General features: G+C 34.9%; 11 protein-coding genes. 6 read left to right on the top strand and 5 right to left on the bottom strand.

Annotation, left to right across the window (positions count from 1 at the left end; genetic code table 11):
• Position 1 precedes the first annotated feature (1 nt).
• The 3 genes from NTZ27_10255 to NTZ27_10245 are packed head-to-tail and all read right to left on the bottom strand — an operon-like array spanning position 2 to position 2518.
• Positions 2 to 913: an ABC transporter ATP-binding protein gene (locus tag NTZ27_10255; GenBank protein MCX6175123.1), complete on the bottom strand. Its 912-nt coding sequence runs from the start codon at positions 911 to 913 to the stop codon at positions 2 to 4.
• Positions 913 to 1875: an efflux RND transporter periplasmic adaptor subunit gene (locus NTZ27_10250; GenBank protein MCX6175122.1), complete on the bottom strand. Its 963-nt coding sequence runs from the start codon at positions 1873 to 1875 to the stop codon at positions 913 to 915. The genes NTZ27_10255 and NTZ27_10250 overlap by 1 nt, the downstream gene beginning before the upstream one ends.
• 10 nt (positions 1876 to 1885) lie before the next feature.
• The gene (locus tag NTZ27_10245) at positions 1886 to 2518 is read right to left on the bottom strand and encodes a class I SAM-dependent methyltransferase (protein ID MCX6175121.1); all 633 of its coding nucleotides are present in this window, start codon (positions 2516 to 2518) and stop codon (positions 1886 to 1888) included.
• A gap of 87 nt (positions 2519 to 2605) precedes the next feature.
• On the opposite strand from NTZ27_10245, the gene NTZ27_10240 reads away from it, so the two are divergent.
• The 5 genes from NTZ27_10240 to NTZ27_10220 all read left to right on the top strand — a co-directional run bounded on the left by NTZ27_10240 (position 2606) and on the right by NTZ27_10220 (position 9205).
• A complete protein-coding gene (locus tag NTZ27_10240; GenBank protein MCX6175120.1) occupies positions 2606 to 2968 on the top strand; it encodes a co-chaperone GroES family protein in 363 nt (120 codons plus the stop codon).
• Between the two features lie 142 nt (positions 2969 to 3110).
• Complete coding sequence (locus tag NTZ27_10235) at positions 3111 to 4184, top strand: Fic family protein (GenBank protein ID MCX6175119.1); 1074 nt, start codon at positions 3111 to 3113, stop codon at positions 4182 to 4184.
• A gap of 79 nt (positions 4185 to 4263) precedes the next feature.
• Positions 4264 to 4632: a large-conductance mechanosensitive channel protein MscL gene (gene mscL / locus NTZ27_10230; protein MCX6175118.1), complete on the top strand. Its 369-nt coding sequence runs from the start codon at positions 4264 to 4266 to the stop codon at positions 4630 to 4632.
• 115 nt (positions 4633 to 4747) lie between these two features.
• Positions 4748 to 6049, top strand: coding sequence for a sodium:proton antiporter (locus NTZ27_10225; protein ID MCX6175117.1), 1302 nt, complete (start codon positions 4748 to 4750; stop codon positions 6047 to 6049).
• An 84-nt stretch (positions 6050 to 6133) separates the two neighbouring features.
• On the top strand, positions 6134 to 9205 hold the full coding sequence (locus NTZ27_10220; GenBank protein MCX6175116.1) for a fused MFS/spermidine synthase: 3072 nt from the start codon (positions 6134 to 6136) through the stop codon (positions 9203 to 9205).
• A gap of 12 nt (positions 9206 to 9217) precedes the next feature.
• On the opposite strand, the gene NTZ27_10215 is transcribed toward NTZ27_10220, so the two are convergent.
• Both NTZ27_10215 and NTZ27_10210 read right to left on the bottom strand, forming a co-directional pair.
• Complete coding sequence (locus NTZ27_10215) at positions 9218 to 9751, bottom strand: hypothetical protein (protein MCX6175115.1); 534 nt, start codon at positions 9749 to 9751, stop codon at positions 9218 to 9220.
• A gap of 2 nt (positions 9752 to 9753) precedes the next feature.
• Entirely contained in the window at positions 9754 to 10728 is a 975-nt protein-coding gene (locus tag NTZ27_10210; protein MCX6175114.1) for an asparaginase, read from the bottom strand.
• A gap of 420 nt (positions 10729 to 11148) precedes the next feature.
• Here NTZ27_10210 and dnaA point away from each other — a divergent pair, with 420 nt between their 5' ends.
• The gene (dnaA, locus tag NTZ27_10205) at positions 11149 to 12555 is read left to right on the top strand and encodes a chromosomal replication initiator protein DnaA (GenBank protein MCX6175113.1); all 1407 of its coding nucleotides are present in this window, start codon (positions 11149 to 11151) and stop codon (positions 12553 to 12555) included.
• The last annotated feature ends 35 nt before the right edge of the window (positions 12556 to 12590 follow it).

Genomic DNA, 12590 nt, shown 5'->3' with positions numbered 1-12590 from the left:
ATTACGCGTCCTTAATAAGATGCATAAAAACATTTTCAAGTGTTGGAGTAATTATTCTTTCGTCTGCTATTTGAACTTTGTTCTCAACAAGCAATTTTTTTATCGAAGCAAGTTCGGATTTATAATTTTCTACAACTACATTTATTCTATCGCCGAACATCTGAACTTCAAGAGCGGTGTTTCTTTTTATGGTTTGATATGCAACTCTAACAGGACTGCAGACAATTTCAATAATCTGTTTGTCCATCTTCTCCTTTATTTTTTTCGGTGTATCTAATGCTATAATTTTCCCGGAGCTCATCAAAGCCACTCTGTTACAGCGCTCCGCCTCATCTAAATATGGCGTGCTCATAAAAATCGTAATGCCTTCTTTCAGTAACTTGGAAAGGATTTTCCAGAAATCTCTGCGCGAAACCGGATCCACCCCTGTTGTTGGTTCATCAAGAAAAAGAATTTTGGGTTCGTGAATTAAGCTGCACACAAGCGCAAGTTTTTGTTTCATTCCACCGGAAAGTTTTTCGGCTGTACGATTTCGAAATGGTTTAAGTCTTGAGAAGTCTAAGAGCTCGTCTCTTCTTTTAAAATAATCTTTTACATTATGAATCTCTGCAAAGAATTCTATGTTTTCATCAACAGACAGGTCGCCATATAAACTAAATCTCTGAGAGAGATAACCAATATTTTTTTGTGTTTCTTTTCTTGATTGCCCTAGATTCTTATCTAAAATCTTAACGTTGCCCGATTCTTGACTGATCAGTCCGCAAAGAATTCTAATCATTGTGGTTTTCCCGGCACCATCAGGACCGACTAAGCCGAACATTTCTCCGGTTCTAACCGAAAGAGAGACATCATTAACAGCTTTAATTTCTCCGTAACTTTTCCGAAGTGATGTAATTTCAATAATATTATTCATTATAAAATTATCTTTACATCAGCCGGCAGCCCGGTTTTAAGTTCCTGTTGAGGATTGGGAATTGCGATCTTGACGGCAAAGACAAGTTTTGTCCGCTCATCTTTAGTTTGAATATTTTTGGGTGTGAATTCTGCTTCCGGTGAAATAAAAATTACTTTTCCTTCGAACGATTTATCCGGGAATGAATCAGCTTTGATTTCCGCTTTTTGTCCTAATTTAATTTTTCCGATTTCTGTCTCAGAGACATAAATAGTTACTTTTGCTTTTGATAAATCGGCGATTTTAAATAACGAAGAGAGCATTGAAACTGTTTCGCCAATCTCAACAAATTTTTTAATTACAAAACCATTCATTGGAGAAGTAACATAACAATCCCGAATGTTTTTGTTTATTGATTCTACTGCCGCCTCAGCTTTTTGATAGTTTGCTCTTGCCTGGGTAATTTCTTCCGCACGGGCTATGTTTTTTATTTTGTTAAAATTTTCTTTTGCCGAGCTTAGTTGTGCTTGTGCAATATCAAACCGCGCTTTTGCGTCATCGTATTGTTTCTGTGTTATCGTGTTGGCTTTAATTAAATTTTCCATTCTTTCTTTGTCTGATTTTGCAATATCAAAATTTACTTCCGCTTGATTAAGCATCTGCTCGGCTTGATTAATATCTTCTTTTCGAGCTCCGATTATTAGTAGATCTAATTGAGCCTTCGCAATCTCGCTATTGGCAATCATTTGCTTCCGCTGGATATCCAATGCCTCATGATCTATCATTACAATTGTGTCGCCGACTGATACCTGAGCTCCTTCGTCTTTGATAATCTTTATTATTTTTCCGGCCACTTGTGAACTTATAACAGATTCTGTTGCTTCGATTGTGCCTGATTCTTCGATAATTGAATTTCTGTTATTCCTGCTGCAAGCAAAAATCAAAAGCGCGAGCGTTGTTGTTATCAAATATTTTCTTATCATGATTTTTTTCTCATTTATATAACAAAATTTTTTGTTTGTGTTTCTCTCCTACGAATCGGATAACGGAGGCTTTCCCTTGGTGATATTTTCCTTCGTCCAAAATTATAATCTCTTTAGAAAATTTTTCGAAGCATAATTCTATTAACTCTTCGGAAATATTTTCAAGTGAGTAGAGCAACGTTTCATCCTTCGGTCCGCCAGAATCATATTTAATCTGATCTTTTTCAAAAACCTCAAGAATAATTTTTCCGCCGGGTTTTAACGAGTCAATTGCTTTCTTAAAGACAATGCTTCTCAAACTTTCTTCTAAATGAAGGAAAATAAACACGGCTGCATCATAATGGTTTTGTTTTGGTTTATATGAATAAAGATCTTCAACGTAATAATTAATTTTAACTTTCCGCTCTGATGATAGCTGCATGGCTTTCATTTTGCCTGTTTCGCTTTGATCTACTGCGTCAACACTCCAGCCAAGCGAGGCGGCGTAAACCGCGTTTCGTCCTTCACCTTCGCCAAGAAAAAGTATTTTGCCGGGATTCAATTTATTCAGTTCTTCTTCAAAAAATCTGTTCGGTTCTTTACCGTAAATAAATTCGCTCGTCGAATAACGATCATTCCAATGGTCTTTCCATTGATCTTTCATCATTGCCCAAAGATTATTATAACAAAGATAAGTATTTGAAGCTCACTTTTTCATTTGCTATTTTTAAGGAGACAACAAGTGAAAAAAATGATCAACACAGAAAAGATAATTATTGTAGGCGACCGTGTTCTTATCAGGCCGGAAGATAATATTAACAAAACAAACAGCGGTTTATATCTTCCTCCCGGTGTTCAGGAAAAAGAAAAGGTTCAAGGTGGATATGTAATTAAGATTGGTCCCGGTTATCCTATCGGCATGCCCTCAGAAGATGATGAGCCGTGGCGTGAGAACAAGGCAACAAAATATATTCCTCTTCAGGCACACGAAGGTGATTTTGCTTTATTTCTTAGACGGGATGCGATCGAAGTAGAAATTGAAAAAGAAAAATTTGTCATTGTTTCTCAGGCGGCCATTCTTCTTCTATACAGAGACGAGAATCTGCTTAGTTAAAGATATTTGACTAATTTATCAGTAAATTAATTTTAACAAACAAATACTGGACTATATTATTTATTATGTTTAATGGGTCTAAATATGTTGACTTATAATTAATTATTTATCATTTTTAATCTGAATTAACTGACTAACAAATATGTCTGTTGCCTCTTTGCCCCCCAATCCTAAAATTCGTCTTGATTCTGAGATATATGCATTAATTAATGAGGCTGATAAATCTCTATATCTGTTAGAGGGTGCGATAAATGTTCTTCCGTTAAATCATTTCCTAATTTCTTCTTTGACAATTCTAGAGTCCTTAAAAAGTTTGAGGATTGATGATTATAAATTAAATCTTGCAGATATTTTTAGCAGGCTTATTCAAGAAGATCAAGAAGAATTAAAAAATATTTTGGGTTATCTGCGCGCTTTATCATTAGCGCAAAAATTGCTTCGTGATGTCTCCAGCTCTTCACACATTATAAAATCAATTCACAAAGAATTAGGTCGTGATTTATCTCCGGAAGATTTGCGTCCGGGTGAATATAGAAAGACACAAACTTGGGTCGGACAATATTCCTCCGGGAAAAGCGATGCAAAATATATTCCCCCTTCTCCTGGAGAGATTGAACCACTCATGAAAGATTTTGAAGCATACATTGCTTCTGATCTCTCGTACCCTTTTGTAGTTAATGCGGCATTGATTCACGCCCAATTCGAAATGATTCATCCTTTCGAGACTAACAATGGCTTGGTTGGAAGAGTTTTGTTGCAACTTCATTTTTTATGGAAGAAGCGATTAAGCGTTCCCATCCTCCAAATTTCACAGGTCTTAAACAATAGAAAGGCGGAATATTTTGATCGGTTGGAAGATTTAGAAAAAAATAACTCTTGGGAAAGCTGGATTAAATTTTTTCTTAAAATAATAATTGATTCCTCTATACATACCTCTCACATCATAAAAAATATTTCTGATTTAGAGTTGAGCGATTATCAAACTATTCTAGATAAAGAGTTTGTATCTGCGCCATTGTTAAAAGTTTTTGATCTGATCTTTCGCAAACCATTTATATCGCTTCCATTTATCACTAAAGAACTTGGATTAAATAAACAAACGGCAAATGTTCTCATAGCGAAATTATTAGAAGAAAATATTTTAAAGGAGTCCACCGGAAAACAACGGTATCGAATATTTGTTTATAAAAAATTAATGAATATTCTTGATGGTTGAGCACTGCGAGTTGCAATAATTATAGATAATCTGTTTACGTCACTGCTTTAACTTTTAACAACTAAATCAAAGGAGATAAATGAAACTCGTTCAAGAATTTAAAACATTCGCAATGAAGGGTAACGTCGTTGATATGGCTGTAGGAATTATTATCGGTGCGGCATTCGGTAAGATAGTTACTTCACTAGTGTCGGATGTGATAATGCCTCCTATCGGCTTGCTGTTGGGCGGTATAGATTTTAGCAAACTTTCTGTCTCTTTGGCTTATGGCGTTACTATTAAATACGGATTGTTCATTAATACAATAATTGATTTTATCATTATTGCCTTTGCTATTTTTATGATGATAAAAGGAATAAACCGTTTAAGGAAAACAGAAGAAGTAAGGCCTGCACCCAAAGAAGAGGTTTTGCTGTTGACTCAAATAAGAGATCTTCTCAAAAAGTAATTTACTATTTTTGAATTTTACTCTGTTTTTCAATTTTATAAATGCAGTTTTAAATTATTTTTTTTAGCGTTTTCTATATAAATGTTTTTCGACACAAAATAATCGGATCTAATCAATGAACGATTTTACTGTTAATGTTCCTCTGTTTGCTGCTATTCCTTTTCTCTTAATGCTTCTTTCTATAGCAATCTTTCCTTTGCTCTGGAATCGTTTTTGGGAAAAGAATAAAAACAAACTCATTGTGGCTTTCGTTCTTAGCGTTCCCGTTGTGATATATCTTTTAAGCGCTGGGTTAGGAGAAAAACTTTTTGAAACTATTCTGTTTGATTACGTGCCCTTTATAATTCTGCTTGGTGCACTATATACCATTACGGGCGGAATTTTTTTAGATGGAGACATTGAAGCAACTCCTTCTGTAAATTCGTTGTTTCTGATCATCGGTGCTGTCATTGCCTCGTTAATGGGAACGACCGGTGCAGCAATGCTTCTTATACGCGCTCTTATTCACACCAACAAAGAAAGAAAATTCAAAGTCCACACTATTTTATTTTTCATAGCTGTAGTAGCTAACTGCGGAGGATTATTAACTCCGCTCGGAGATCCGCCGTTGTTTATGATGTATCTTCGCGGCGCTCATTTTACATGGTTTCTAAAATTATTCCCCGAGTGGTTTGTTACTAATCTGTTTCTCGTAACTATTTGTTTTTTAATTGATACATATTACTACAAAAAAGAGCCGGCGGAAGCGGTTGAATCAGATCGCACGGTTATAAGACCAATTAAAATTTCCGGAAAGATAAATTTTATCTGGCTCGTCGGAGTTATCGTTGCTGTAGCTTTTTTGAACGAACAATATCTTCCTTTCATAAAAAGTAATCATTATTATAAATTTATCCGCGAAGGCATTATTCTTGCGATGGCTATTTTTTCTTTAGTGTTTACAACCAAGGTAACAAGGGAATCAAACAATTTTACTTGGGAACCGATTAAAGAAGTCGGTTATTTATTTCTTGGTATTTTTATAACAATGGTTCCATGTTTGTTGTACCTTGAATACAACGCAAAGTCTCTTGGTGTAATTTTACCTCAACAATTTTATTACTATTCCGGATTGTTAAGTAGTTTTTTAGATAATACTCCAACTGCGGTAACATTTCATTCTCTTGCTCTGGGCTTAGGAATAAATTCTGGAAATATCGTTGCCGGAATACCGGAAGAGATTCTTAAAGCAATTTCTGTTGGTTCAGTTTTCTTCGGCAGTATGACTTACATCGGCAATGGTCCAAATTTCATGGTGAAGGCGGTGGCTGAAGAGAACAATATAAAAATGCCAAGCTTCTTCGCATATATTTATGGCTTCTCCCTTTTGATTCTTCTTCCGGTGTTTATAATTATTCAGCTTCTTTTTGTTAATTAGATTCGTCCGCCACAGTTTTTTCTGGTCTGTGTTTAATTGCGCCAAACCTTTCTTAAATTGCAATTGGTTCTTAAATGAGGAAGCATGCAAAAGCAAAATGTTAGAATAATCGTCTCGCTACTTTTTGTCATTAGCGGAATCGCCGGATTGATTTACCAGGTCGTTTGGTTTAAATATTTAAGTTTATTCTTGGGCAATACTACTTATGCTCAAATGACGGTGCTTGCTACTTTTTTAGGCGGTCTCGCTTTTGGTAATTATTTGTTCGGGAAAAGGTCCGACACTATTACTAATCCTGTGAAAGTTTATTCTTTATTAGAATTATTCATTGGCGTTTATTGCTTGTTATATCCCACGATTAATTCTCTTGTCGGAAATTTATTTCTTTCAACAGCTTCGAATTTAAATCTTATATCAAAACCATTATTATTTACCGGGACTCGATTTCTTGTTGCGGCTATTCTTCTTTTTCTTCCTGCAACAGCGATGGGAGGAACTTTGCCAGTGCTGAGCAATTTTTTTGTAGAGCGTCTTCAAGATGCACGGAAAGAGATTGCTTCTCTATATTTTCTAAATTCGTTTGGTGCTGTTATCGGAGTAGTGTTTGCAGGTTTTGTATTAATAAAAGAATACGGTTTAGAGATAACAATTTATTCTACTGCCTTCTTAAATGTCTTTGCTGGATTAGTGGGCTTCTACTTATCGAGAAAACAAAATAAATTACTTGAACGCAAACTTGTTCCTACAGAAGATACAAACCACAAGGATTTATTTGAAGTAGATAAACAGACTGTGAAAAGAGTTATCCTCGTTGCGGGAATTTCGGGAATGGCTGCTCTTTTATATGAAATGGTTTGGGTCAGATTGTTAATTAATTTCTTCGGTTCTTCTACATACGCATTCTCAATAATGTTGATGTCATTCATCGGAGGAATAACATTAGGCAGTTTGGTTATTTCTCGAAATGTTTTTAAAAAATATAATTATGTAAAATTGATGACCTTCTTACAGGGTGCAATCGGTTTTTCAACTATGTTCGTTCTGCTTTTTTATGAACGCTTGCCTTACCTTTTGTGGAAAGTCTCAGCGCTGTTTTCGAAATCTCAAGAATCATTTGAACTTTTCCTTGCTGTCGAGTTTATTCTCTGCTTTTGTTTAATGTTATTGCCTACTTTATTCATGGGAATGTCTCTCCCTGTTGCCTCCGAAATAGTTACTGCTTCATATAAAAAAATCGGCGTTTCTGTCGGCAGAGTATTTTCTGTAAATACTCTGGGAACCGTTGTTGGAGTTGTCTTAACCGGGCTCGTATTCATTCCATTGTTCGGAATAAAAATAACTTTTGAAATTGGTATCGCGCTTAATTTATTTGGTGCGGTTCTTCTGCTGTCTAAATACAAATCCTTTTCTGCCAAAGAAAAAGTGTTTTTCTATTCTATATGCACAATTGCTTTTTGTTCTTATCTAGTCTTTTTCCCAAAATGGAATGAAAAGGTTTTGCTAAGCGGAGTGTTCCGTTCTTTCGGTGTTCATCCGCCAAGTTCCTTCGATGAATTTGCCAAAGGCTTTACTGATGAAGAAATAATTTTTTATAAAGAAGGGATGAACGCAACTGTTGCGGTTACACAATCTCTTCGGAACAAGACGAACAAAAGATTAATAATTAACGGCAAGCCTGATGCAAGCACATTTTTTGATATGCCAACCCAAGTCTTGCTTGGTGAAATTCCTATGATGCTTCACCCCGATCCGAAAAATATTTTTGTAGTTGGTTTCGGCAGCGGGACAACTATTGGCTCGGTATTAAACTCCCCCGTTAAAAAAATTATTTGTGCGGAGATTTCAAAAGAGGTTATTTCTGCTGCTTCCCTTTTCGAGCATGAGAATAAAAATTGTATTAATAATCCGCGTGTGAATATCATCAACGAAGATGCTGTTACTTTATTAAAGCTTTCTAAAGAAAAATACGACGTTATTATTTCAGAGCCTTCTAATCCTTGGGTTGCAGGAATAGGAAATTTATTTTCAAAAGAGTATTTTGAAAAATGTTCTGCATCGCTAGCAGACGGCGGTATTATGGTTCAGTGGTTCCATCTTTATGAGGCGGATGATGATGTGGTCAAGCTTGTATTAAATACCTTCTCGGCGGTATTTCCGTATTCACAACTTTGGGGTGGTGTTTCCAATGATATTATTTTGGTTGGCTCAAAAAAAGAAATCAAAATTTCTCCAGAAGTCATCAATAAAAAATTTTCTTCTCTTTTGATAAAAAAAGATTTTGAAAGGATTGGAATTAATAGTCCGTTTACATTCTTGGCTTGTCAATCTGTTTCGCCACGCGGATTTTTTTCTCTGTCTAACGACTACCCTATTAATTCTGAGATTCATCCTCTGCTTGAATTTTTAGCTCCTCGCGCTTTTTTTGTTGGGAAGCTGTCTAACTATATTTATTCATTCGATGAAAAATTTGATACGCTTTCTTCCGGATTGTACATAAAAGAGTATGCCAAAAAACATCCTCCTCAAAAAAATGATTTGCTTAATACTATAGATTATGCGTTGAATACTTCAAAAAATTACCGCTTTGCATTCGGATTATCAAAATATCTTAAAGAACTTTTCCCGAATGATTATCAAACAAATCTGCTTTACTCTTTTGCGAATGAAAAATTAGGAATAATAAATGCGCGGTTGTCCTCTTTAGAACGGCTGGTAAATCTTTTCCCGGATTCTTTGCAGGTTAACAAAGACTATAATAATATTCTTTTAAACGAAAAAAGTAATGCCTCTACTTTTCTGCATGTTTTTTCGATTAAAAATGAATCTAATTCTTTTATTGGAACCACAAAGCCGGATAGTGCTTCTCGGCTGAGTGTATATATTCAGCTTGCTAAAGCTTTTTTACAAAACAGCGAAATTCTAAATGCAGATGAAATGCTAATTATTTCAGAAAACTATTTGAGGAGGTCCCCTCTACTTATTAATTCCGTTAAGGCAGATGACTTTTATTATGTTGGCGCAGCGATAAATCTTTATAAAAAAGAATATGAGAAAGTTATCGGCTATTACTTGGCTTTGGTGAATTACAATTCTAATTATGAAAATCTTTTTCGGTTGAGAAAGCTTGTTGCCTGGCACTTAAAAATGGAAAGATGAGGCTTGGTGTGGTCAAATGTTAAGGTCTATATTGGCTTGCTCTGTCTCTCTTAAAAAGAGAGGTAATAATAGAGCAATTAAAAACATTAAAATTCCTGTTCCATAAAAAATATTTCCTACTAATTTATCTTGTTCCAACAATCCCGTTTGAGATAACAACCACGCCCAATCATGGTAAACCTTATTCCCCCCTAATAGTGGTAACTTTTGCGCGCGTGCATCTGCTGCATAAACGCTAATGTTAATTAAGTTTTCCCCAAGCCATACTAGAAATATCTGTGTGCCGAATTTCTTTTCCTTTATCAGATAATATATTATGAACATTGACGGAATTATTATTTGCATCAGCGTTCCGCCAAGTGTATAAATAAATTTTCCGAAGATCTTAAATACGCCGTGTCCGCCTTCGTGAATTAATAAATTTATATAATCTATAAAAGTAAATTGTCCTTTATTAATCGTGTAATAAATGATAAGCGGTAAAAGGGCCGTTGTTCCTAACCATGGTTTTACATATTTCCAAAAATTTTCACTTCTGTTTTTCATGTTTACTTCTCGAATAACTTTCTAAGTTTTTCTTTGTCTTTAGTTAGACCAAGACAGACGATTAATTTTATCCTCGCCTTTTGCCCGTTCAAGTAGTCTGCAAAAATCACTCCTATATTCTTTAACCATTTTCCAGCGCCTGGATAACCATAAATGTCCAGGGTTTCTCCTGCCGGACATCTAGAAACAAGAACTACCGGAATATTTTTTTCTACTATATACTTAATTCCATCAAATGCTGGTGGTGGAACATTGCCAACACCCATTGCTTCAATGACTACGCCATCTGCCCCGCTGTCTGCAGAGTACATGAAAAATTTTTCGTTCATTCCTGCATAAATTTTTATAAGATCTACGTTTGAATTAATTTTTTCTGTTTCTATTCTTTCTAGTTTATTCGGCTGTCTGTTGAATATAATTCTACCTCTATCAACAAATCCCAGCGAACCAAAATCCAGGCTTCGGAATGTTTCTATGTCTTCTGTATGTGTTTTTGTAACCTCGCTTGCCGCATTAATTTCTCCGTTAAGACAAACCAGAACGCCCATTCCTCTGCTGTTCGTGTTATTGCAAATATGAATTGCGTCCAAAAGATTTAACGGACCATCCCAGTCTTTTTCGCTGCTAGTTTTCATCGCACCTATTACCACTATTGGTTTTTCAGTTTTAATTGTTAAATCTAAAAAATATGCGGTCTCTTCCAGTGTGTCCGTGCCGTGGGTTACTATAATTCCGTCTATGTCTGCGCGTGAAGTAAATTCTTTTATTTTCTTTGATAGTTTCAACATTAGTTCGGGTGTGATATGTGGTCCTGGATATTTTCCAAAGTCATAAACAGATATATTTGCGAATTGCTTTGCTTGAGGAATCATTTTTAACAATTCCTCTCCGTGGAAATAAGGAACTGCTGAATTCGTCTTTTCATCTATTCTCATAGAGAAAGTACCTCCTGTAAAAACTATCAAAAGATTTTTCATGCTCGTCTCAAATAAAATTATTGCTTAATTAATTTCTTCGGCACAAAATTAGCTTTCGTTGTTCTTTGTTCAAAACTTCTTTTTATAAAAATATTTTTCTCTCTAAGAGAATTTGTTTGCACTAATTACACTCTTCGACTATCTTCGATGGAGTAGATCGTGTTTAAATTAGCTGTGAATAAGTTGTTGATAATAGAGTTTTGTGGAACGTTTCACATTTTTAAGAACCTGTTTAGTGTTGTAAATTTCTTGTCTGTCTATGTTAGTTATTAATAATTTTCTCTGAAAGTTGCTTATAATCAAATAGTTTATGCTGACTTTTTAATGTTAATAATTTGTTCGTAATCTCAAAAATTGTCTTAGTCTTTTATAATAAATCATTTTTTTACACCTTTTTCTTTCTTCTGTATTGTGGACAATATGCAAAACGCAGCCGAAAGCCTTCTTGGCCTTCAAACCGAAAAGAACGCTTCTGAAGTTTGGAAGGAATGTTTAGGATTAATCAAAGAAAATGTTCCTTTTATAACTTATAACACCTGGTTTCTGCCCATCAAACCCTTTGAGCTGGAAAAATCCACGCTTAAAATTTATGTTCCTAATAATTTTTTCATTGAGTGGATAGAAGAACATTATAATACTTTAATCAATAAAACTATTTCTCAGGTTCTTGGTGCCGACGGAAAACTTGCTTACGTGATCTATGAAGAAAAGATTTCTGCAGACGAATTTGCGGCTCCCGTTTCTTCCAATAACCATTCTGCTCTTTCTGTAACAAAAACTAAAGAGCGTGATTTTGAAACCTATTTAAACCCAAGATATATTTTCGAAAATTTTATAAAGGGTGAAGGAAATCAACTTGCGCGCGCTGCTGCTATTGCAGTAGGAGAGAATCCCGGACAAACCTCTTTCAATCCACTTTTTATATACGGAGGAGTGGGTTTAGGAAAAACTCATTTGATACATGCTATCGGCAATAAAATTTTAGAGCGTTCCCCGGAAAAACGTGTTGTATATATTTCCTCAGATGCTTTCACTGTTGAATTTGTAGAATCTATTCAGGGCGATACTGTTAACGAGTTTTCTAGTTTCTACAAAAGTATGGATGCTCTTATTATTGATGATATTCAGTTTTTGGTTGGTAAAGAAAAAACACAAGATTTATTTTTCCAAATTTTTAATACTCTACATCAATCCGGCAAACAAGTTGTATTATCCAGCGACAAGCCGCCTAAAGATTTAAAAGGTTTAAATGAAAGATTGATCTCCCGCTTCTCTTGGGGTTTGTCTGCGGATATACAACCTCCGGATTTCGAAACCCGTGTTGCTATTTTAAAAAATAAAAGCGAAGTATATGGCATTATTCTTTCCCGTGAAATTATAGAATATATAGCGCAAAATATATCTTCAAATATTCGTGAATTGGAGGGGTGTTTAATCAAACTTCTTGCTAACTCTTCTCTTACTTCTAAAGAAATAAATTTTGACCTCGTAAAAAAAACAGTTAAAGAAGTTTCTACAAATAAACAGGTTAATATCTCTATAGAGTTGATCACTAAAGTAGTTTGCGAGTTCTTTAATCTAGAAGAAAATAAACTTCGTGAAAAGAATCGAAGAAAAGAAATAGTTTTTGCTCGTCAAGTTGCTATGTACCTTTCCAAATTACTAACTAAATCTTCTCTGAAAACCATTGGTCTACATTTTGGTGGAAGAGACCACTCTACTGTTATTCATTCACAATCCAGCATTGAGAATCTAGTAGCGGGAGATCCTAAAATGCAAGAGATGGTAGATTCAATAAAAAATAAAATTGAGATGCGTGTTACATAAAATTTATTCTTGTTGGTAACCAGTGTATAATCAGT

This window comes from Ignavibacteriales bacterium (genome assembly GCA_026390775.1).
In the GTDB taxonomy this organism is placed as follows: Bacteria; Bacteroidota; Ignavibacteria; order Ignavibacteriales; family Melioribacteraceae; genus Fen-1258.
The sequence above is the reverse complement of the archived record's forward strand: the minus strand, read 5'-3'. Positions and strand labels throughout refer to the sequence as shown.